The organism is Streptomyces sp. ALI-76-A (assembly GCF_030287445.1).
Lineage (GTDB): Bacteria > Actinomycetota > Actinomycetes > Streptomycetales > Streptomycetaceae > Streptomyces.
The window spans coordinates 4,892,085-4,913,071 of the sequence record NZ_JASVWB010000002.1 but is presented as its reverse complement, the minus strand read 5'-3'; the positions used below and the strand labels follow the sequence as shown (position 1 = coordinate 4,913,071).

General features: G+C 71.7%; 17 protein-coding genes, 1 tRNA gene and 1 pseudogene. 9 read left to right on the top strand and 10 right to left on the bottom strand.

Annotated features, from left to right (window positions below; genetic code table 11):
- Positions 1-9 precede the first annotated feature (9 nt).
- Both QQS16_RS22965 and nth read right to left on the bottom strand, forming a co-directional pair.
- On the bottom strand, positions 10-705 hold the full coding sequence (locus QQS16_RS22965) for an NUDIX hydrolase (RefSeq protein WP_286066421.1): 696 nt from the start codon (positions 703-705) through the stop codon (positions 10-12).
- A gap of 88 nt (positions 706-793) precedes the next feature.
- Positions 794-1,783 carry an endonuclease III gene (gene nth, locus QQS16_RS22960; protein ID WP_502963831.1) on the bottom strand — a complete coding sequence of 330 codons (990 nt, stop codon included), beginning with the start codon at positions 1,781-1,783 and terminating at the stop codon, positions 794-796.
- Positions 1,784-2,058: 275 nt separating this feature from the next.
- On the opposite strand from nth, the gene QQS16_RS22955 reads away from it, so the two are divergent.
- Positions 2,059-2,733: a Crp/Fnr family transcriptional regulator gene (locus QQS16_RS22955; RefSeq protein ID WP_023547771.1), complete on the top strand. Its 675-nt coding sequence runs from the start codon at positions 2,059-2,061 to the stop codon at positions 2,731-2,733.
- 171 nt (positions 2,734-2,904) lie between these two features.
- On the opposite strand, the gene QQS16_RS22950 is transcribed toward QQS16_RS22955, so the two are convergent.
- From QQS16_RS22950 to sp36, 4 genes are all read right to left on the bottom strand, one after another.
- Complete coding sequence (locus QQS16_RS22950; protein WP_286063712.1) at positions 2,905-3,735, bottom strand: MBL fold metallo-hydrolase; 831 nt, start codon at positions 3,733-3,735, stop codon at positions 2,905-2,907.
- Positions 3,732-4,613 carry an NUDIX hydrolase gene (locus tag QQS16_RS22945; protein WP_286063711.1) on the bottom strand — a complete coding sequence of 294 codons (882 nt, stop codon included), beginning with the start codon at positions 4,611-4,613 and terminating at the stop codon, positions 3,732-3,734. The genes QQS16_RS22950 and QQS16_RS22945 overlap by 4 nt, the downstream gene beginning before the upstream one ends.
- 225 nt (positions 4,614-4,838) lie before the next feature.
- Positions 4,839-5,306 (bottom strand): RidA family protein, encoded by a 468-nt coding sequence (locus QQS16_RS22940; RefSeq protein ID WP_286063710.1) that lies wholly within the window; start codon positions 5,304-5,306, stop codon positions 4,839-4,841.
- Positions 5,303-5,461 (bottom strand): Sp36 family protein, encoded by a 159-nt coding sequence (gene sp36 / locus QQS16_RS22935; RefSeq protein ID WP_003967454.1) that lies wholly within the window; start codon positions 5,459-5,461, stop codon positions 5,303-5,305. Before sp36 ends, QQS16_RS22940 begins: the two co-directional genes overlap by 4 nt.
- Before the next feature lie 95 nt (positions 5,462-5,556).
- Between sp36 and bagA the strand changes: the two genes are divergently transcribed.
- Both bagA and bagB read left to right on the top strand, forming a co-directional pair.
- Positions 5,557-6,534, top strand: coding sequence for an ATPase BagA (bagA, locus tag QQS16_RS22930; RefSeq protein WP_286063709.1), 978 nt, complete (start codon positions 5,557-5,559; stop codon positions 6,532-6,534).
- On the top strand, positions 6,531-7,916 hold the full coding sequence (gene bagB / locus QQS16_RS22925; RefSeq protein ID WP_286063708.1) for an ATPase BagB: 1,386 nt from the start codon (positions 6,531-6,533) through the stop codon (positions 7,914-7,916). The genes bagA and bagB overlap by 4 nt, the downstream gene beginning before the upstream one ends.
- Positions 7,917-7,972: 56 nt before the next feature.
- On the opposite strand, the gene wblA is transcribed toward bagB, so the two are convergent.
- Entirely contained in the window at positions 7,973-8,311 is a 339-nt protein-coding gene (gene wblA, locus QQS16_RS22920) for a transcriptional regulator WblA (protein WP_286063707.1), read from the bottom strand.
- A gap of 408 nt (positions 8,312-8,719) precedes the next feature.
- Between wblA and QQS16_RS22915 the strand changes: the two genes are divergently transcribed.
- On the top strand, positions 8,720-11,062 hold the full coding sequence (locus QQS16_RS22915; RefSeq protein ID WP_286063706.1) for a transglycosylase domain-containing protein: 2,343 nt from the start codon (positions 8,720-8,722) through the stop codon (positions 11,060-11,062).
- A gap of 98 nt (positions 11,063-11,160) precedes the next feature.
- On the opposite strand, the gene QQS16_RS22910 is transcribed toward QQS16_RS22915, so the two are convergent.
- Entirely contained in the window at positions 11,161-11,625 is a 465-nt protein-coding gene (locus QQS16_RS22910) for a GatB/YqeY domain-containing protein (protein WP_286063705.1), read from the bottom strand.
- A gap of 93 nt (positions 11,626-11,718) precedes the next feature.
- Between QQS16_RS22910 and QQS16_RS22905 the strand changes: the two genes are divergently transcribed.
- From QQS16_RS22905 to QQS16_RS22895, 3 genes are all read left to right on the top strand, one after another.
- On the top strand, positions 11,719-12,645 hold the full coding sequence (locus tag QQS16_RS22905; RefSeq protein WP_286063704.1) for a metallophosphoesterase: 927 nt from the start codon (positions 11,719-11,721) through the stop codon (positions 12,643-12,645).
- Positions 12,646-12,761: 116 nt separating this feature from the next.
- Complete coding sequence (locus QQS16_RS22900; protein WP_286063703.1) at positions 12,762-13,517, top strand: Pr6Pr family membrane protein; 756 nt, start codon at positions 12,762-12,764, stop codon at positions 13,515-13,517.
- 67 nt (positions 13,518-13,584) lie between these two features.
- Positions 13,585-13,658, top strand: a tRNA-Pro gene (locus QQS16_RS22895).
- Positions 13,659-13,910: 252 nt separating this feature from the next.
- Here QQS16_RS22895 and QQS16_RS22890 read toward each other — a convergent pair.
- Positions 13,911-14,732 (bottom strand): LamG domain-containing protein, encoded by an 822-nt coding sequence (locus QQS16_RS22890; RefSeq protein WP_286063702.1) that lies wholly within the window; start codon positions 14,730-14,732, stop codon positions 13,911-13,913.
- 894 nt (positions 14,733-15,626) lie between these two features.
- Between QQS16_RS22890 and QQS16_RS22885 the strand changes: the two genes are divergently transcribed.
- Both QQS16_RS22885 and QQS16_RS22880 read left to right on the top strand, forming a co-directional pair.
- Positions 15,627-19,826, top strand: coding sequence for an nSTAND1 domain-containing NTPase (locus QQS16_RS22885; protein WP_286063701.1), 4,200 nt, complete (start codon positions 15,627-15,629; stop codon positions 19,824-19,826).
- A gap of 277 nt (positions 19,827-20,103) precedes the next feature.
- Positions 20,104-20,370 (top strand): annotated as a pseudogene (locus tag QQS16_RS22880) (protein kinase domain-containing protein); the annotation flags it as partial.
- A gap of 2 nt (positions 20,371-20,372) precedes the next feature.
- Here the strand turns inward: QQS16_RS22880 and QQS16_RS22875 are convergent.
- The gene (locus QQS16_RS22875; RefSeq protein ID WP_286063700.1) at positions 20,373-20,948 is read right to left on the bottom strand and encodes a hypothetical protein; all 576 of its coding nucleotides are present in this window, start codon (positions 20,946-20,948) and stop codon (positions 20,373-20,375) included.
- Positions 20,949-20,987: the final 39 nt, after the last annotated feature.

Sequence of the window (20,987 nt, the reverse complement as noted above, 5' to 3'; positions counted from 1 at the left end):
GTCACCCTGTCATGCGCGCCAGTCCAGTGGGACCTGCTTCTCACGGTCCCACGGTCGTTCCCAGCCGGAGAAATGGAGCAGACGGTCGATGATTCCGGCGGTGAACCCCCACACGAGCGCCGATTCGACCAGGAATGCCGGACCTCGGTGGCCTCTGGGGTGAACGGCGGTGGCCCGGTTGGCGGGGTCCGTGAGATCCGCCACGGGGACGGTGAAAACCGCCGCGGTCTCGTTCGGATCGACCACGCCAACCGGAGTCGGCTCCCGCCACCAGCCCAGCACGGGCGTGACGACGAAGCCGCTGACCGGGATGTACAGCTTGGGCAGCACGCCGAAGAGCTGGACGCCGGACGGATCGAGCCCCGTCTCCTCCTCGGCCTCGCGCAGGGCCGCCCGGAGTGGTCCGTCGCCCATCGGGTCGCCGTCCGCCGGATCCAGTGCGCCGCCGGGGAAGGACGGCTGCCCGGCGTGCGACCGCAGGGAACTCGCGCGCTCCATGAGCAGCAGCTCGGGGCCGCGCTCCCCCTCGCCGAACAGGACCAGGACGGCGGACTGCCGCCCCTTGCCGTCCGCCGGCGGCAGGAAGCGGCTGAGCTGGAGCGGCTCGACCGTCTCCACGGCACGCACCACCGGGTCCAGCCAGCCGGGCAGGCCGTCCTTGCTGAGTGTCACCGGACCGCCTTGCGTGTTGCCCGTGCGCGTCATCGCCACCCCCGTCGTCCTGCCCGGTCCAACGCCCGACGGCCCCGAGATCGTTCCTGGGCACGTACCCACGGTGACGCGGGCCGGCGGGTCATCCGGCTCCCAGCGGCGGCGCGGGCCTGCCGCCCGCGTCCAGGTAGGCCTGCGGGGGCTTCAGGCGCTGGCCCGGGAAGCCGCCCTTCTCGTACTTGAGCAGTTTCCGCGCCTTCTCCGGGTCCGTCTCGCCCTCGCCGTACGCCGGGCAGAGCGGGGCGATGGGGCAGGCGCCGCAGGCGGGCTTGCGGGCGTGGCAGATACGGCGGCCGTGGAAGATCACATGGTGCGAGAGCATCGTCCACTCGCTCCTGGGGAAGAGCGCGCCGACGGCGGCCTCGATCTTGTCGGGGTCCGTCTGGTCGGTCCACCGCCAGCGCCGCACCAGCCGCTGGAAGTGCGTGTCCACGGTGATGCCGGGCCGGCCGAAGGCGTTGCCGAGGACCACGAAGGCGGTCTTGCGGCCGACGCCGGGCAGCTTGACGAGGTCCTCCAGCCGCCCCGGGACCTCTCCCCCGAACTCCTCCGCCAGGGCCTTGGACAGCCCTATCACCGACCTGGTCTTGGCCCGGAAGAACCCGGTGGGCCGCAGGATCTCCTCGACCTCCTCCGGGTTGGCGGCGGCCAGGTCCTCCGGTGTGGGGTACGCGGCGAAGAGAGCGGGTGTCGTCTGGTTGACCCTCAGGTCGGTGGTCTGGGCGGACAGCACCGTGGCGACGATCAGCTGGAAGGGGTTCTCGAAGTCCAACTCGGGGTGGGCGTACGGGTACACCTCGGCGAGTTCGCGGTTGATCCGGCGGGCACGGCGGACGAGGGCGGTGTGCGACTCGCTCTTCGGCGGCGCCGCGGCGATCTTGGCGGGACCGGCCTTCTTCACCGGGACGGCGGTCTTGGCGGGACCGGCCTTCTTCACCGGGACGGCGGCCTTCCGAGGAGCGACGGCCGCTTTCTTGACGGGGGCTGCCTTCTTGGCGGTCGCCTTCTTCACCGGAGCCTTCTCTGTCGCTTTTGCCGTTTTCTTTCCGCCACCGGAGCCCTGTTCGCCCACAGCGGAATCCCGACGTACAACCACCCGCCCAGCCCCCTCGGCCTGTGCTCTCACCGGCGATTTGGACACCCGGCCAGCCTAGAGCCCGGCACTGACATCCGCTCCGGACCCTGAAGATCGGCGCCCAATTGGACCCCTGTCGCTTACCCCGGCACACGTGTGCGGCATCCTTGTGACAGATCACACTGTTTGGACCGCCCGGCAAAATGGGGAACACGGTCCCCTGGTACACGGGGGAGCACCCTCCCCTGAGCAGGTCGACAAGGAGACAACTCGTGGACGACGTTCTGCGGCGCAACCCGCTCTTCGCTGCTCTCGACGACGAGCAGGCCGCTGAGCTCCGCGCCTCCATGAGTGAGGTCACGCTCGCGCGCGGCGACTCACTCTTCCACGAGGGCGACCCCGGAGACCGGCTCTACGTCGTCACGGAGGGCAAGGTCAAGCTCCACCGGACCTCCCCCGACGGCCGCGAGAACATGCTGGCCGTGGTCGGCCCCAGCGAGCTGATCGGCGAGCTGTCCCTGTTCGATCCGGGCCCGCGCACGGCGACCGCCACCGCGCTCACCGAGGTCAAGCTGCTCGGCCTCGGCCACGGCGACCTCCAGCCATGGCTGAACGCCCGTCCCGAGGTGGCCGGCGCCCTGCTGCGCGCCGTCGCCCGTCGGCTGCGCAAGACCAACGACGCGATGTCCGACCTGGTCTTCTCGGACGTGCCCGGCCGCGTCGCCCGCGCGCTCCTCGACCTCTCCCGCCGCTTCGGCGTGCAGTCCGAGGAGGGCATCCACGTCGTCCACGACCTCACGCAGGAGGAGCTGGCCCAGTTGGTCGGCGCGTCCCGCGAGACGGTGAACAAGGCGCTCGCCGACTTCGCCCAGCGCGGATGGCTCCGCCTGGAGGCACGGGCCGTGATCCTGCTCGACGTGGAGCGACTGGCGAAGCGTTCGCGCTAGCCGCCCCGAAGCACCTCTCGCACGAAGCTGCGTCCGTACGTCGATGAGGCCCCGTCTCCTGGGAGGCGGGGCCCTTGTCGTGACCGGGTGAGACAGGCGGGCGCCGTGCCCGCGCGGTCCAGGCGGGCGGGACGGGGCCGCCGTACAGGAGGCTCGCTCGGACCCGTCGGCCTAGATGAGCCCGTGGTCCTCCAGGTACTCCAGCTGGGCCCGTACGGACAGCTCGGCCGCCGGCCACAGGGAGCGGTCGACGTCCGCGTAGACGCGGGCGACCACCTCGGCCGGCGTCCGCACGCCGTCCTCCACGGCCGTCTCGACCTGGGCGAGACGGTGGGCGCGGTGGGCGAGATAGAACTCGACGGCGCCCTGGGCGTCCTCCAGGACCGGCCCGTGGCCCGGCAGCACCGTGTGCACCCCGTCGTCGACCGTGAGCGACCTGAGGCGCCGCAGGGAGTCCAGATAGTCACCGAGGCGCCCGTCGGGGTGGGCGACGACCGTCGTCCCCCGTCCCAGGATCGTGTCCCCGGTCACGACCGCCCGGTCGGCCGGGAGATGGAAGCACAGGGAGTCCCCGGTGTGCCCCGGCGTCGGTACGACCCGCAGCTCCAGACCGCCGACGTCGACCACGTCCCCGCCGCGCAGCCCCTCCTCCCCCAGCCGCAACGCCGGGTCCAGGGCCCGCACCTTCGTCCCGGTCAGCTCGGCGAAGCGGGCGGCGCCGGCGGCGTGGTCCGGGTGGCCGTGGGTGAGCAGGGTCAGGGCGACGCGCCGGCCGGCCTTCTCGGCGGTGTCGACGACGGCCCGCAGATGGCCCTCGTCCAGGGGGCCCGGGTCGATCACCACGGCCAGTTCGGAGTCGGGTTCGGCGAGGAGCCAGGTGTTGGTCCCGTCCAGGGTCATCGCGGAGGCGTTGGGCGCGAGGACGTTGACCGCGCGCGCGGTGGCGGGGCCCGCGAGGACCCCGCCCCGTGGCTGGCCCGGAAGGGCTGCTGCGTCCGTCATACGGGGGCTCCACCGGTCGACAGGTCGGTCGGGATGTGCTTGGTGAACTCGTCGTGGCCCGGCCAGGACAGCACGATCTCCCCGCCCTCCAGACGTGCCTGTGCGAGGACGGGGGTCAGGTCGCGACCGGGCGCCGCCACGAGCGCGTCGGCGGCCGTGGCGTACGGCGCCAGCTGGCGCAGGGTCGCGATGGTGGGCGGCATCATCAGCAGCTCGCCCGCGTCGTACGACGCCGCCGCGTCGGCCGGCCGGATCCACACCGTGCGGTCGGCCTCCGTGGATGCGTTGCGGGTGCGCTGCCCCTTCGGGAGCGCGGCCACGAAGAACCAGGTGTCGTAACGGCGGGGCTCGAACTCCGGGGTGATCCAGCGCGTCCAGGCACCCAGCAGGTCCGACCGCAGGACCAGGCCGCGGCGCCCCAGGAACTCCGCGAAGGAGACGTCACGGGCGACCAGGGCGGCGCGGTCGGCCTCCCAGTCCGGGCCCGTCGTGTCGCCGACCACGGAGTCGGGGGCCGGGCCGGCGAGAAGGACGCCCGCCTCCTCGTACGTCTCGCGTACGGCCGCACAGACGATCGCCTGGGCCTCGGTCTCGTCCACGCCGAGCCGGTGCGCCCACCACGCGCGCGTGGGGCCCGCCCAGTGGACGTGGTGGTCGTCGTCGCGGGGGTCCACTCCGCCGCCCGGGTAGGCGTACGCGCCGCCCGCGAAGGCCATGGAGGCGCTTCTGCGCAGCATGTGGACGGCGGGGCCGGTGCCGGTGTCCTTCAGGAGCATGACGGTGGCCGCGCGCCTGGGGGTGACCGGGGTGAGCGTGCCGTCCGCGAGGGCGCGGATGCGGTCGGGCCATTCCCGGGGGTACCACTGCCCGTTTGCCATGGGCGGAGGCTATCTCCTGGTGCGCGGATGTTCGAGAGCGGGCCTTCTCCGCTCTCAGGACGCGCCGCGCTGGTCCGGCCGTTCCCGGGGGCCGGGTTCCCAGACCCCCGCTCCGGCCCTGAGGGGCCTCGCCCCAAGCACCGGACGGGCCGTACGGCGTGGACCGGTGCCCAGAAGTGCGGTGCCCCCGGGTTCGAGATGACCGTTCGAACCACAGGGCACCCGCTACGCCCCCACCAGCTCCACCTGGACCTCGACCTCCACCGGCGCGTCCAGCGGCAGCACCGTGACGCCCACCGCGCTGCGCGCGTGCACGCCCTTGTCGCCGAGCACCTCGCCGAGCAGCTCGCTCGCGCCGTTCACCACTCCGGGCTGGCCCGTGAAGTCCGACGCCGAGGCCACGAACCCGACGACCTTCACCACGCGGGCGATCCGGTCCAGGTCACCGGCCACGGACTTCACCGCGGCCAGAGCGTTCAACGCGCACGTCCGCGCCAGCTCCTTGGCCTCCTCCGGCGTCACCTCCGCGCCCACCTTCCCGGTGACCGGAAGCTTGCCGTCCACCATCGGCAGCTGGCCGGAGGTGTACACGTACACACCCGACTGCACGGCCGGCTGGTACGTGGCCAGCGGCGGGACGACGGCCGGCAGGGTCAGCCCCAGTTCGGCCAGCCGGGCCTCGACCGCGCTCACGCCTTCTCCCGCTTGAGGTAGGCCACGAGCTGCTCGGGGTTGTTCGGCCCGGGCACGACCTGGACGAGCTCCCAGCCGTCCTCGCCCCAGGTGTCCAGGATCTGCTTCGTGGCGTGGACGAGCAGCGGCACGGTTGCGTATTCCCACTTGGTCATGCGGCCGACTTTAGCCTCTGCCCACCACCCGTCCGACGCCACGTTGTCCACAGCCACCGGAGTAGCCCGCCCCCGGACTGGTTAGGCTCGAATACGTGAGCAGGCTCCAGGTCGTCAGCGGCAAGGGCGGGACCGGAAAGACCACGGTCGCCGCCGCCCTCGCGCTGGCCCTCGCCACCGAGGGGAAGCGGACGCTTCTCGTCGAGGTCGAGGGCCGGCAGGGCATCGCACAACTCTTCGAGACGGAAGCGCTGCCTTATGAGGAGCGCAAGATCGCCGTCGCTCCCGGGGGCGGGGAGGTGTACGCACTCGCCATCGACCCCGAACTGGCCCTTCTGGACTACCTCCAGATGTTCTACAAACTGGGCGGCGCCGGCCGGGCCCTGAAGAAGCTCGGCGCGATCGACTTCGCCACCACCATCGCGCCCGGCCTCCGGGACGTACTCCTCACGGGCAAGGCCTGCGAGGCGGTCCGCCGCAAGGACAAGAGCGGCCGGTTCGTCTACGACTACGTCGTCATGGACGCGCCCCCCACCGGCCGTATCACGCGCTTCCTGAACGTCAACGACGAAGTCGCGGGGCTCGCCAAGATCGGCCCCATACACAATCAGGCCCAGGCGGTGATGCGGGTGCTGAAGTCGGCCGAGACCTCGGTGCACCTGGTGACGCTGCTGGAGGAGATGCCCGTCCAGGAGACCGCGGACGGCATCGCCGAGCTGCGGTCGGCCCGGCTGCCGGTGGGGCGGATCATCGTGAACATGGTGCGGCCCCAGGTGTTGGACGCCACCGACCTGGAACTCGTCCGGACGACCTCGCGGACCGCCGTGGCACGCTCGCTGTCGGCCGCGGGGCTCGGCGGGGCACGACGCGGCGGGAACGCCGAGCGGCTGGTCGACCCGCTGGTCCGGCAGGCCGAGGAGTACGCCGAGCGGTACGCGCTGGAGCACGAGCAGCGGGCCGTGCTGGGCGAGCTGGGCCTGCCGACGCACGAACTGCCGCTGCTCGCCGAGGGAATGGATCTGGCGGGCCTGTACGAACTGGCCACCGACCTGCGGGAACAGGGGATGTCATGAGTCCGGACCCGGCCGACGCACCAGCCTCTCAGCCACCGTCCCCGTCCCAGGACCAAGCCCGCCACCGCATCTCCCCCGCCCGGGTGCTCGCCCTCGACCCGCTGCTCGACGACCCGAGGACCCGCATCGTGGTGTGCTGCGGCGCGGGCGGGGTCGGCAAGACGACCACGGCGGCGGCCCTGGGCCTGCGCGCGGCCGAGCGGGGCCGCAAGGTCGTCGTCCTCACGATCGACCCGGCACGCCGGCTGGCCCAGTCGATGGGCATCGACTCGCTCGACAACGTCCCCCGCCGGGTGAAGGGCGTCGACGACGCGGCGAGCGGTGAGCTGCACGCCATGATGCTCGACATGAAGCGCACGTTCGACGAGATCGTCGAGGCGCACGCCGATCCGGAGCGGGCGTCCGCGATCCTCAACAACCCCTTCTACCAGTCGCTTTCGGCGGGCTTCGCGGGCACGCAGGAGTACATGGCGATGGAGAAGCTGGGCCAGCTGCGGTCCCGGGACGAATGGGACCTGATCGTCGTCGACACGCCCCCGTCCCGTTCGGCGCTCGACTTCCTGGACGCGCCGAAGCGCCTGGGGTCCTTCCTGGACGGGCGGCTGATCCGGCTGCTGACGGCCCCGGCGAAGCTGGGCGGGCGGGCCGGGATGAAGTTCCTGAACGTCGGGATGTCGATGATGACCGGCACCCTCGGCAAGCTGCTCGGCGGGCAACTCCTCAAGGACGTCCAGACGTTCGTCTCCGCGATGGACACCACCTTCGGCGGGTTCCGCACCCGCGCGGACGCCACGTACAAGCTGCTCCAGGCGCCCGGGACGGCCTTCCTGGTGGTCGCGGCCCCGGAGCGGGACGCGCTGCGGGAGGCCGCGTACTTCGTGGAGCGGCTGGCCGCCGAGGACATGCCGCTGGCAGGCCTGGTGCTCAACCGTGTCCACGGCAGCGGCGCCGCGCAGCTGTCCGCCGAGCGGGCACTGGGCGCCGCGGAAAATCTTGAAGAGCCCGGCATTGTGGATCAGGGGGACGGGAAGGGAGTACTTCGTAACTCTCCCGACACGTACGGCAGTTCAGAATCCTCCGCTTCCGAGACTCCCGCGTCCGCCGAAGGCTCCCCCGCCACCACGGACCAGGACGCCGCCCCGCAGGAGCGGACCGTCGAACAACTCACCGCGGGCCTGCTGAGACTGCACGCCGAGCGCATGCAACTGCTCTCCCGCGAGCAGCGTACGCGTGACCGTTTCACGGCACGCCACCCCGAGGTGGCGGTGGCCGAGGTGGCCGCGCTGCCCGGCGACGTCCACGACCTCGCGGGGCTGCGGGACATCGGAAACCGCCTCGCGGCCGCTCGCCCGGAGCTGCCGGAGCCCACCGACGGAGCCTGAGGAGACTCCCGAGACCCGAGAGGTCGGCACACCGTGCCCTCGGGCACCGCGTGCTCTCAGCCGACCGCCGCGTAGTTCTCGTAGACCTCGTCGTCATCGAGGGGCAGGATGCCCGCCCCCCGCTCGTACTCCGTACGCGCGGTCTCCAGCAGCCGGCGCCAGGAGGTCACGGTGGGCCGCCTGCGCAGCAGTGCGCGGCGTTCCCGCTCCGTCATCCCTCCCCACACACCGAACTCGACGCGGTTGTCGAGCGCGTCCGCCAGGCACTCCGTGCGCACCGGACATCCGGTGCACACCGCCTTGGCCCTGTTCTGCGCTGCTCCCTGCACGAACAGTTCATCCGGATCGGTAGTGCGGCAGGCCGCCTGCGCACTCCAGTCGACTACCCAGCCCATACCGGCGCCGTCCTCTCCCGAATCGAGGCTCCCCCACGGCGGCAGCGGCATATTCACCGCCGCCAGTTGAGGACGTTACGGAAGGTGGGCACAGCGCAACACCCCCTTCGGGCCCAATCTTGAATGGCCCGAACGGACTATGGGTAAGCGGCAGATCACCCGGGGGAGTGAGCTGGCGACATACGTGACTATCCCGACAAACCGGGACAGTTGTGTGGTGTCACAACGGGCGCCAGGTGACACACGAGGCGGATTCGGACACGTCCCCACCAAAAAAGTTGGGGAACCTCCGGAACGATTCGGGGTCTCCGGACGTATTGATACGTAGCCCTACAGCTGTGACAGTTGAGAGCAGCTTAGGCCAAGGCATTCACGCGTGTCCGGCGAATGAGAACGTAGGCTGCCCCTATGCCAAAAAAGCGCTCGGGCGGTGGCCTGTCCTCCACACAGCAGGCAGCCAAGTTTCTCGGTGTCAGTGTGCTCGCGGGAGCCGTGATGGCCGGCATCGCGCTGCCGGCGGCCGGCGCGCTCGGTCTCGCGGCCAAGGGGTCGGTGGAGAGCTTCGACGAGCTCCCGGCCAACTTGAAGACACCGCCGCTGAGTCAGCGCACCACCATCCTCGACGCCGACGGCGGCCAGATCGCCACGGTGTACTCGCGTGACCGCACGGTGGTCGGCCTCAAGAACGTCTCGCCGTACATGCAGAAGGCGATCGTCGCGATCGAGGACTCGCGCTTCTACCAGCACGGCGCGATCGACCTGAAGGGCGTGCTGCGCGCCCTCAACAAGAACGCGCAGAGCGGCGGTGTCGCGGAGGGCGCGTCCACGCTCACGCAGCAGTACGTGAAGAACGTCTTCGTCGAGGAGGCCGGTGACGACCCGACGAAGGTCGCGCAGGCCACCCAGCAGACCCTCGGCCGCAAGATCAAGGAGCTGAAGTACGCGATCCAGGTCGAGGAGGAGCTCGGCAAGAAGAAGATCCTCGAGAACTACCTGAACATCACGTTCTTCGGCCAGCAGGCGTACGGCGTCGAGGCCGCCGCCCAGCGCTACTTCTCCAAGCACGCCAAGGACCTGAACCTCCAGGAGTCGGCGCTCCTCGCGGGCATCGTCCAGTCGCCCAGCCGCTACGACCCGGTCAACGACGAGGCCGAGGCCACCAAGCGGCGCAACACCGTGCTGCAGCGCATGGCCGAGGTCGGTGACGTGTCCCGGGCCGAGGCCGCCGAGGCGATGAAGCAGCCGCTCGGCCTCAAGGTCAAGCAGCCCAGGAACGGCTGCATCACGGCCGTCCAGGGCGCCAGCTTCTTCTGCAAGTACGTCGAGAGGATCTTCCGCAGCGACCCCGTCTTCGGCAAGACCAAGGAGGCGCGGGCGAAGCTCTGGAACCAGGGCGGCCTGACCATTCGTACGACGCTCGACCCGCAGTCGCAGGCGTCGGTCCAGGAGTCGCTCAAGGACCACGTCAACAAGAGCGACAAGGTGGCCGCCGCGTCCACGCTGGTCGAACCGGGCACCGGCAAGGTCCTCGCGATGGGCCAGTCGAAGCCGTACGGCTACGGCAAGAACGAGACCGAGTACAACTTCTCGGTCGACGCGGCCATGGGCGGCTCCAACTTCGGCTTCCCGACGGGTTCGACGTTCAAGCCGTTCGTGGCGGCGGCCGCGCTGGAGGAGGGCCGGCCGCCGACGCAGGAGTACTCGTCGCCGTACGACATGGAGTACCCGAGCCCGGTCCAGACGTGCAGCGGCAAGCCCTGGACCAACCAGGGCAACGACAAGGTCGAGAACGAGGCGGAGTCGGAGGTCGGTCCGTACCGGCTGGAGGAGGCGATGGCCAAGTCGGTCAACACCTACTTCGTGCAGATGATCTCCGACATCGGTCTGTGCCCCGTGGTGAAGATGACCGACAACCTGCACGTGCTCCAGGGCAACGGCACCAAGCTCCCGGAGCGGCCCGCCATAGCGCTCGGCTCGGTGGGCCTGTCCCCGCTGACGATGGCGAGCGCATACGCCGCCTTCGCCTCCCGCGGCATGTACTGCACGCCGGTCGCCATCCAGTCAATCACCCAGAAGGTGGCTGACCAGCAGAAGTCGCTGGAGGTGCCCAAGTCGACCTGCTCGCGCGCGATGAGCGAGAAGACCGCGGACACCGTCAACACGCTGCTGCGCGGCGTGGTCGACTCCGGTACGGGCCAGCAGGCCGGTCTGTCGGGCCGCGAGAGCGCCGGTAAGACGGGTACGACGGACGAGCGGAAGAACGCCTGGTTCGTCGGCTACACGCCGAACCTGTCGGGCGCCGTCTGGGTCGGCAGCGCCACCCAGAAGGTCAAGATGACCAACATCACCATCGGCGGCGTCTACCACGCCCAGGTCTACGGCGGTGACACCCCCGGCCCGATCTGGCGGGACGCCATGACCGGCGCCCTGGAGGGCAAGAGCGTGGAGAGCTTCAACCTCGTCGACCTCCCGGACCCCGAACCCGACCGCGGCGACGAGGACGGTGATGGCGACGGGAACGGCAACGGGAACGGGAATGGGAATGGGAACGGCAACGGGAATGGGAACGGCAACGAAGACGATGACGACGGTGGCAACGGTGACGAGAACGGCCTCACCGGCCTCCTGACCAACGGCGGCACGGACGGCGGCGCCGTCCCGGACCCCACGTTCTCCATCCCTGAGGGCTGGATCCAGGGCAACGACAACGGCGGGAACAACGGCAACAACAACGGAGGCAACTGGCCGTAGCCCGACGCCACGGCCACGGCTCCAGGCGGTACGCGATGGGGCGCCCCCTCTTGAAGAGGGGGCGCCCCATCGCCGTACCGCCGCCTGGGCTCCGGTGCTCAGCCCGCGAGAAGCTTCTTGACCACGGCGGCGACGCGGCCGCCCTCGGCCTGGCCGGCCACCTTCGGGTTCACGATCTTCATGACCGCACCCATGGCCCGCGGCCCCTCGGCGCCCGCCGCCTTCGCCTCCTCGACCGCCTGCGCGACGATCTGGTGCAGCTCCTCGTCGCTGAGCTGCTGGGGCAGGTACGCGGCGAGCACCTCGCCCTCCGCCTTCTCGCGCTCGGCGCTCTCGGCGCGACCACCCTGCGCGAAGGCCTCGGCCGCCTCACGGCGCTTCTTCGCCTCGCGGGTGATCACCTTCTGCACCTCGTCGTCGGAGAGCTCGCGCTTCGTCTTGCCCGCGACCTCCTCCTTGGTGATCGCGGCGAGCGTCAGCCGCAGCGTCGAGGAGCGGAGCTCGTCGCGCCCCTTGATCGCGGCGTTGAGGTCTTCCTGCAGCTTCGACTTGAGCGTGGTCATGCCTGTGATTGTCGCAGGTCTGGGAGTGCGGACGCCCGCCGATTAAAGGGGCGGCGGACGATGGGGCCCCGCGAGGTCTGACACGATGGACGCATGCGCGCGCGATACGGAGTACCTCTGTCCCTTGCGGCGGCCGGCGCCGCCGGTCTGGTGTACGCGGCGGGTTTCGAGGCCCGCTCCTTCCGCCTCCGACGAGTGACGGTCCCCGTCCTCCCCTCCGGTATGCGCCCCCTGCGTGTGCTCCAGGTGTCCGACATCCACATGGTCGGCGGGCAGCGCAAGAAGCAGCGCTGGCTGCGCTCGCTGGCCGGCCTGCGCCCCGACTTCGTGATCAACACCGGGGACAACCTCTCCGACCCGGAGGGCGTCCCTGAGGTCCTGGACGCGCTCGGCCCGCTGCTGGAGTTCCCGGGGGCGTACGTCTTCGGCTCCAACGACTACTACGGCCCCAAGCTCCGCAACCCCGCCCGGTACCTGTTCGAGAAGGCCCAGGGCCGCCACGGCCTGAACGGCAACGCGCCCGCCGTCAACGCCGTCCACAACCCGTGGGAGGACCTGCGGGACGGCTTCGACGCCGCGGGCTGGCTGAACCTGACGAACACGCGGGGCACGCTGAAGGTCGAGGGCGTGTCCGTCGAGCTGACCGGCCTGGACGACCCGCACATCAAGCGGGACCGCTACCCGGAGGTGGCCGGTGGCCCGTCGGACGGCGCCGACTTCTCGATGGGCGTCGTCCACGCCCCCTACCTCCGCGTCCTGGACGCCTTCACCGCGGACGCCTACCCGCTGATCCTGGCCGGCCACACCCACGGCGGTCAGCTGTGCCTGCCGTTCTACGGCGCGTTCGTCACCAACTGCGACCTGGACACGGACCGGGTGAAGGGCCTGTCCAGGCACACGGCGGCGGGCCGTACGGCATACCTGCACGTCTCGGCGGGCTGCGGCACCAACCGGTACACACCGGTACGGTTCGCCTGCCCGCCGGAGGTGACGTTGCTGACGCTGGTGGGGCGGGAGTAGGGGGTTGTGGGAGTAGCGGGTTGGTGGGGGCGGGATGCAACCCACCCGCCTACCCCCTCTCACCCGTACAGCCCACCCGCATCGCCCCCTTTGTCGGATTTCCCTAGCGTGAGGGCATGACCGCCCCGATACCCAGGGACATGCCGGACCTGCCCGCCATCCCGGGCATGCCGACGCAGTGGCCCTCCCCCGTCCCCGCCACGGCGGTGGTGCCCCCTGTACGCCGCCCCCGGACCGCCTCGTACCGCCTGCTGGTCGCCCTGACGGCGACCGCCGGCGTGACGATCGACCTGCTCCTCGGCAGCCCGGCCACGGCCCTGAGCCACTTCACGACCCAGAGCAGCATCCTGCTGGCGCTGGTCATGCTCTTCTCGGCTCGGAGGGCCTGGAGCGCCCGTCGCCCGCTGCCGTCCGCCGTGACGGGCGCCGCCCTGCTCTACGTCACGATCACGGGCCTGGTGCACCACCTGCTCCTGGCCAACGAGGCGAGCCCGTTCTCGATGACCGGCGAGGCGGCCACGGCCCCCACGGGCTGGCACGCACTCTCGAACCAGCTCCTGCATACGGTGGTCCCCGCGGCGGCCTTGCTGGACTGGCTGCTCCTCACCGCCCCCGGTGCCCTGCGCCTCCGCCGGGCAGTCCCCTGGCTTCTCTACCCGGTGGCCTACCTGGTCTTCTCCCTGACCCGCGGCGAGCTGCTCCCGTCCGGGACCCAGGCCCGCTACCTCTACCCGTTCCTGGACGTGGACCACCACGGCTACAAGAGCGTCCTGGGCAACGCCCTGTTCCTCGGCCTCGCCTTCTACGCCCTCGCCGTCCTCCTCGTGGCCCTCGACCACGCCCGCCCGAACCCCACCCGCCACTGCGGCTAAACCGGATTTCGTCTCCGGCCACCGGTGGGCTAAAGTAAACGACGTCGCCGCGACGAGCAGCGACAATCGGGGTGTAGCGCAGCTTGGCAGCGCGCTTCGTTCGGGACGAAGAGGTCGTGGGTTCAAATCCCGCCACCCCGACAGCTTAGTAGCAGGTCAGAGGGCCCTCACCGGGTAGGTGAGGGCCCTCTGGCGTTGGTGCTTGCGTGACCGCGTGACGTGCGTTTCGGGTTCGTCTGGAGATGCCGTCGGTGAGGGCTGCCCATGAGTCCGAACGGCGGCGACCACTGAGGACGCGTGGGCGAGCCCCCGTACGCCGATGTGTCGCGTGCGGGGGCTCGGGCGTGACCGGTGGGTTTCACGGCCGATGGATGTGGCCGACCCGTCCGGTGCTCAGAGGTCGGGGGCTCCCGTCAGGGAGGCCATCTGGCTGATCATGGTCGGAGTCGCGGCGCCCGAGTAGGCGCGTACCTCGTCGACGGTGCCCTGGAAGTACTCGTCGTGGATCGCCGAGCGGCCCACCTGGAGACCGCCTGAGGCCGTCCACGAGGTCGTGTCCACGGCAGTCGACGTGGTGGCCAGCTGGCCGTTCACATAGAAACGAAGTTCGCGAGCGGGGGCGTCGAAGACCGCGGCCAAGTGGTCGCCCACACCGTGGGGATCGTCATCGGGCAGATCCTGCTCCTCGGTGATGACCACCTGCGGGGCGTTCGCCTTGTCCTTGGTGGACACCACGACTTCCCACTTCCCGGTCGCCGCCTGGTACCGGATCGCGAGGCGGTCGGCGTCGGAGCCCGGGAGTGACAGGACGGTGTGGGTCCTGTCGTCGGCGGCGGCCAGGCGGGCACGGGCGGCGAGGGTGAAGCTTCCGTCCCCGTCGACCGGTGCCGCGGAGGTCGCAGCCCAGTCGGCGTCGCCGTCGAGCCGGAGATCGCCCTGATCCACCAGTGCGGGGTCTCCGAAGATGTCCTCGTTGTGGTAGATCCACGCGTCACCGTTCAAGGTCAGCGGCAACCCCTCGGGCTCCACGTTGGGAGCGGTTCCGCCTGGCGCGTTCTCCAAGGGCCAGTAGCCCTCACGGCTCAGTGACGTCTCCTGGGCCCGGACTCCGTGCCCCTGGCCGGCCGCGTAGGCGGCGCCAGGGAGCGCACCGAGTGTGAACACGAGCGCGACGGCGCCCGACGCCACAGACGCGGCGCGATGTCTGTCGTACATGGCCCCCCTCTTTTTGCGGAATCAGAATCAGAACCTGGATCCGAATCCGAATCCGGTCGGAATACCCCAGTGATCTTCCAGATCCGCTCCTTCGGGCACAAGGAGTTTTCCACCGCGCCGATCGCCCAGAGCCGTCACGCTACGTCGACGTTCCCGTCATGATGCCCAGCACGTGAGGGCGAGGAAGGCCGTACCCCGTACGTTCGTCGGCGACGTGCTCCTCGATGGCGGTCTGGAAGATGCGCCGGACCAGGGGCTCGGCGATTGGACGGTTGGTCTAGTGGTGATCTTTCACCCCGGTCGGCGTGACCGGCCGTTCCGCGGTGAGAGCAGGTGATACCGCGACGTCCGGCACCGGTCCCTCCCCTCGTGGGGACCGGTACCGGACGGTGCGGGCTGGGGTGGTCCGCGCCGGGGGCGTGGGCCGGGGCGGGAGCGGGTCCGTGGGGGTGGGGCGGCGGGTGCGGCGCCCTCGCCGGGGCCGCGGCGCCGCGGTCCTCTCCGGATCCCTCCACTCATGGTCGGATCCGCACGGGCCGCGGTGGATTCTCACGAATCCGCCGAGGATCCCCACGTACTCCTCGGAAGCCCCGCGGCTATGGGACCGCCGGGGCTCAGACGGTGGCGTCGGTGTCGTGGTGCTGTGGCATCGGCGGAAGCTGGCCGAGAACGTACGGCGTCATGAGGTGCCCCTCCGAGCGCTGAGCTGGTGGCCTGGCATGGTGACGTCCGGTTGCCGCGCTGTGACGTCCGGTTGCTGCGCTGCTGCGGCGTGATCCTGCCATCCGCGACCGCCCACGGGGAGGTTCCGGACTCCGTCCGGAGCCGTAGCCGCAGGTCAGGCATATAAAGTGAGTTTTCCGGTCCGGACGTTCCACGCGAGGGAAGTAAGGGGTGGAGACCTTGAGTTCCGACTCAGGGGCACGCACGGCCTTCGCGGAACGTCTCGCGCTGCTGTACAGGGAGGCCGGCAACCCTCCCCTCAAGAGCGTCGCCGAAGCGGTCGTCCGGCTGCGACGGGTCGACGAGCGGGGGCGGACCGTACGGGTGTCGGCGCAGCGGATCAGTGACTGGCGGCGGGCCAAGAACGTACCGGCCCAGTTCGCCGCTCTCGCGGCGGTGCTGCACGTCCTCATCCCCCAGGCCCGGCGTGAGCGGCCCACGCCGGTGTCCCCCGGACTCTACGACCTCGCCCAGTGGCAGTGGCTGTGGGAGCGGGCGGTCGCCGGCCCGGTCGGGGAGCGTGCCGCCGCCCCCGAGACGGACGGCGGAGAGGAGCCGCGGACCCGGGCGGACGGTTCCGGCGTCGCCGGGGGTGTGTGCCCGTACCGGGGGCTGGCCTCCTACCGGCAGCAGGACGCCCGATGGTTCTTCGGGCGGGAACGGAGCACGGACGCCCTGGTCGCCCGGTTGCGCGCGACCGAGCCGGCCGGTGGTCTCGTCATGCTGGTGGGCGCCTCCGGGGCGGGGAAGTCGTCCCTGCTGAACGCCGGGCTGGTGCCCGCGGTGCGCGACGGGGCGCTCGGTGAGGGGAACGGACGGGGCACCCCGGTCCTGCAACTCGTCCCGGGCGCCGATCCGCTGAAGGAGCTGACCCGGCGCATACCGGAGCTCGCCGGCCTCGGCGTCGGCGTCGGCGTCGGCACGGACACCGGCTCGGGTGCGCGGGCCAACTCCGACACGGACACCGGCTCCCGTGCGCAGGCCAACTCCGGCGCGGGTGCGGACTCCGGTACCGAGCCCGGCTCCGGTGTGCACGAGGCCGCCGCCCCCGGTGTGTACGAGGCCGTCGGCTTCGGCGCCCGGGGGACCACCGGCTTCGACGGCGCGCAGGGGAACGCGGGCTTCACCGACGCCGTGCACGGGGCCCTCGCCGCATGGGCGCGGCGTGAGTCACCGTCCGGGGCGCGTCCCGTCGTCATCGTCGACCAGTTCGAGGAGGCGTTCACCCTCTGTGCCGACGAGGCCGAGCGGCGCGCCTTCATCCAGGTGCTGCACGCCGCGTCCACTCCCGCCGGTCCGGGCGCTACGGCCCCCGTCCTGGTCGTCCTCGGGATCCGGGCCGACTTCTACGAGCGGTGCCTCGGGTATCCCGAGCTGGCCGACGCGCTCCAGCACCGGCCCATGGTGCTCGGGCCCCTCACCACCGCGGAGCTGCGGGAAGCGGTGACCGGGCCGGCCAAGGCGGTGGGGCTGGAGCTGGAACCGGGACTCGCGGAACTGATCGTGCGCGAGGTGAGCGCCGACGGGCCGCGCGGGGCGCACGACGCGGGCGCGCTGCCGCTGCTCTCGCACGCCCTGCTCGCCACCTGGCAGCGCCGCAAGGCGGGACGGCTGACGCTGGCCGGGTACCGGGCGGCGGGCGGGATCCAGGGCGCGGTGGCGGCGACCGCCGAGCGGGCCTGGTCGGGGCTGGATCCGGCCGCCCGGACCGCCGCGCGGCTGCTGCTGCTGCGGCTGGTCCGGCTGGGTGAGGACACCCAGGCCACCCGGCGGCGGGCAACGCGGCGGCGGCTGGCGGAGGAGTCGACGGACCCGGCCAAGACGGAGGAGTCGCTGGAGGCGCTGGTGCGCGCCCGGCTGGTGACGCTCGACGCGGAGACCGTCGAGATCACCCACGAGGCCCTGCTGCACGCCTGGCCCCGGCTGCGCGACTGGATCGAGGAGGACCGCCACGGCAACCTGCTGCGCCAGCGGCTGGAGGAGGACGTCCGCGCCTGGGAGGGCTCGAACCGCGACACGTCGCTGCTCTACCGGGGTTCCCGGCTGGAACAGGCGCACATCTGGGTGAAGTCCGCCGGCGACCCGTTCCTGACCCGCGGCGCGGTGGACTTCCTGGCCGCCTCGGTCAGGCTGCGCAGGCGGACCGTGTGGCTCAGCCGCGGCGCGGTGGCGGCGCTGGTGGTGCTGGCGGTGGTGGCCGTCGGTTCGGCGGTGGTCGCCTGGCAGCAGCGCAACGACGCCGTGTTCGAACAGGTGGTCGCCGAGGCCGATCGTGTCCAGTACACCGACCCGTCGCTGTCCGCCCAGCTCGACCTGGTGGCCCACCGGCTGCGGCCGGACGACGAGGGCACCACCAACCGGCTGCTCTCGATCGTGAACGCCCCGCTGGCCACGCCTCTGCTCGGCCACACCGGTGCCGTCTACCTCACCTCGTTCGGCCCGGACCGCGAGGTCCTCGCCACCGCCAGCTACGACCGGACCGTCCGGCTGTGGGACGTGGCGGACCCGGGCCGCCCCAAAGCCCTGGGCAAGCCCCTGACCGGCCACACGAGCTGGGTGAGCAGCGCGGTCTTCAGCCCCGACGGCACCACCCTCGCCAGTGCCGCGGACGACGGCACCGTCCGGCTGTGGGACGTACGGGACCCGGGCCGTCCGCGCCCGCTGGGCGCGCCCCTGACCGGTCACCGGGGCACGATCTACCTGGTCGCGTTCAGTCCGGACGGGCGCACGCTGGCGTCCGCCGGCGAGGACCGGACCGTACGTCTGTGGGACGTGCGCGATCCGCGCGAGCCCGCCCCGCTGGAGGCACTGACCGGGCACACCGCGGCCGTGCGTGCCGTGGCCTTCAGCCCCGACGGGCGGACGCTGGCCGCCGGGGGCGACGACACCACCATCCGGCTGTGGGACACGGCCGATCCACGGGATCCGCGGCCGGTCGACACCGTGCTGACCGGGCACACCGCCCTCGTGCACTCCGTGGCCTTCAGGCCCGACGGAAACACCCTCGCCAGCGGCAGCGAGGACGACACCGTCCGGCTGTGGAAGGTGTCCGACCCCCGCCGGGCCGCTCAGCTCGGCGCGCCGCTCACCGGACACACCGGACCCGTGTGGTCGGTGGCCTTCAGCCCTCGCGGGAACCTGCTCGCCGCCGGCAGCGCGGACAGCACGGCGAGCCTGTGGAACGTGAGCGATCCGGCCTATCCGTCGCAGGTCGGCGAGCCGCTCGCGGGCAGCAGCGGCGAGATGTACGCCGTCGGCTTCAGCCCTGACGGCAGGACGCTGGCCACCGGCAGCGGCGACAGCAAGGTGCGCCTGTGGGCGATCCCGACGTCCGACATGGTCGGCCGCATCGGGGCGTTCCGGCCGGACGGGAAGGTGCTCGCCACGGCCGCGCGTGACGGACGGGTCCGGTTGTGGAACGTCCAGCGGCCGGCCCGGCCCGTGTCGCTGGGCGCGCCCTTCACGCCCGGCGACAGCGGCCAGCGTTCGCTGGTGTTCTCCCCCGACGGCCGCACCCTCGCGGTCCTCGGCGGAACCCGGGCCGTGTACCTGTGGGACGTCACCGACCCGGCCCGGCCGGTGTCCCACGGGCCGCCCATCGAACTGCGGACCCGGTTCATGGGCCCCGACGCGCTGGCCTTCAGCCCGGACGGCCGGACGCTGGCCACGGCCTACGACGACCGCACCCTCCACTTGTGGGACGTCGGCGACCCGTCCCGCGTCGTTCCGCTCGGCACGCCGCTCACCGGCCACAGGGGTTACGTCAACGCCCTGGTGTTCAGCCGCGACGGCAGGACCCTCGCCAGCGGCAGCGCGGACGGCGGCATCCGGCTGTGGGACATGACCGACCGCCGGCACGTCACCGGCCTGGGCGGCCCGCTGACCGGGCACCTCGGCCCCGTCAACTCGCTCGCCTTCAGCCCGGACGGCCGGACGCTGGCCAGCGGCAGCGACGACGACACGGTCCGCCTCTGGGACGTCACCGACTCCCGCGACGCGAGCGGGCTGGGCGAGCCGCTCACCGGCCACACCGAGGCGGTCGTGTCGCTGACGTTCAGCCGGGACGGGCGCAGGCTGGCCAGCGGCGGCAACGACAACACGGTCCGGCTGTGGGACGTGTCCCACCCCGCCGACGCCGCGCCCATCGGGCAGTCGATGAGCCCCAACGCCAAGACGGGCAACTTCCTGGCGTTCAGCCCGAAGAGCCAGATGCTCGGGGTGTCGAGCGGCGCCGACACCGTACGGCTGTGGAACCTGGACGTCGAGGACGCCGTCGACCGCATCTGCTCGACCACACGGGGCGTCCTGACGCCGGAGAAGTGGCACGAGTACCTGCCCCGCCTCTCGTACGACCCCCCGTGCGACCAGTGACGCGGACCCGTGCGGCCGCCCCGCCCCACGTGATCCCGATCACAACTCATCACCACCGATCAGCAGTCGGCTCCCGCCGGACATACGGCGTTGTTAGTCTTGGCCATAGCCCGATCGCTGGTGCATCCCCCGTCGCCAGCGGTCGGGCGTTCGCGTGTCCGGCGGGGCCGGTCGGCCCGCCGCTCCGGGACGGTGGCGGGTGCTGCCGTGCGGCGCCGTGTCGTCGTCGGCGGCCACGCCCCGCCGCCCCGCGCGTCCACGCCGACGCCGACGCCGGGTGCTGGACCCCGACGGCACCCTGAAGACCGGCGACTTCGGCATCGCCCGCTTCAGCGACGACCCGTCCGGCGCGCTCACCACGATCGGACAGATCGTCGGCACCAGCCTCTGTCTCGCGCCCGAGCGGGCCCTCGGGAAGACCGCGGGACCGGCCGGCGACGTGTACGCCCTCGGCTGTGTCCTGTACCAACTCCTCACCAGGCGCCCGCCGTTCAGAGCCGAGAGCGCGACGGGGCGGGTCGAGCCCGACCGGCGCCTCAGCGCGCCTCAGCGCGCCGCTGCGGTGGCGAGCCAGTGGGCGAGGGTGCGGACGGTCGCCTCGTCGAGCCGGTCGACCACGGTCTGTACGGCGGCCACGTCGTCCGGTGCGAGGTCGTAGAGGCCGGCCTTGCTCAGGCCCGCCAGGAGCGCCTGGTGCCGGCGGTCGCGCATGCGCTCCACGAGCCCGCTGGGCTCCCTGGCGGCGGCGGAGGTCTCCTGGGGCGCGGTCGACGCGGGGGCGGGTACCGCCTGCGGTGCGGTCGGTGTCGGCGCGGGGGCCGCCTGTCGTGCGGTCGGTGTCGGCGCGGGTGCTGCCTGTCGTGCGGTCGGTGTCGGCTCGGGGGCCGAGACGTCGTAGCGGTGCCAGTCCTCTTCCTCGGGGCCCCACAGCGCGACGGTCGCCTCCTCGCCGCGGGCCCGCAGGGTCTGGGTCATCTCGCCGAGCGCGTACAGGACCGGCGAGCGGTCGGGCGCCTGGGCGGCCACCTGCCAGGAGGCCGTCTCCGGCCGGTAGAACAGCGCGACCCAGCGGGGGCTGCCCGTCGGTCGCGGGCACGGGGGACGCGTCCGGCCTGTCTCCATCGCACTCACCCCTTCGAAGCGGCACGGCGGGGCGACCAT

Coding starts and splice junctions, on each gene's coding strand:
- QQS16_RS22900 (WP_286063703.1), top strand. CDS start 12,762: ATGACCGCCCCGATACCCAGGGACATGCCGGACCTGCCCGCCATCCCG.
- QQS16_RS22965 (WP_286066421.1), bottom strand. CDS start 705: ATGACGCGCACGGGCAACACGCAAGGCGGTCCGGTGACACTCAGCAAG.
- QQS16_RS22875 (WP_286063700.1), bottom strand. CDS start 20,948: ATGGAGACAGGCCGGACGCGTCCCCCGTGCCCGCGACCGACGGGCAGC.
- QQS16_RS22950 (WP_286063712.1), bottom strand. CDS start 3,735: ATGACGGACGCAGCAGCCCTTCCGGGCCAGCCACGGGGCGGGGTCCTC.
- QQS16_RS22905 (WP_286063704.1), top strand. CDS start 11,719: ATGCGCGCGCGATACGGAGTACCTCTGTCCCTTGCGGCGGCCGGCGCC.
- bagB (WP_286063708.1), top strand. CDS start 6,531: ATGAGTCCGGACCCGGCCGACGCACCAGCCTCTCAGCCACCGTCCCCG.
- QQS16_RS22945 (WP_286063711.1), bottom strand. CDS start 4,613: ATGGCAAACGGGCAGTGGTACCCCCGGGAATGGCCCGACCGCATCCGC.
- wblA (WP_286063707.1), bottom strand. CDS start 8,311: ATGGGCTGGGTAGTCGACTGGAGTGCGCAGGCGGCCTGCCGCACTACC.
- QQS16_RS22890 (WP_286063702.1), bottom strand. CDS start 14,732: ATGTACGACAGACATCGCGCCGCGTCTGTGGCGTCGGGCGCCGTCGCG.
- QQS16_RS22910 (WP_286063705.1), bottom strand. CDS start 11,625: ATGACCACGCTCAAGTCGAAGCTGCAGGAAGACCTCAACGCCGCGATC.
- QQS16_RS22915 (WP_286063706.1), top strand. CDS start 8,720: ATGCCAAAAAAGCGCTCGGGCGGTGGCCTGTCCTCCACACAGCAGGCA.
- sp36 (WP_003967454.1), bottom strand. CDS start 5,461: ATGACCAAGTGGGAATACGCAACCGTGCCGCTGCTCGTCCACGCCACG.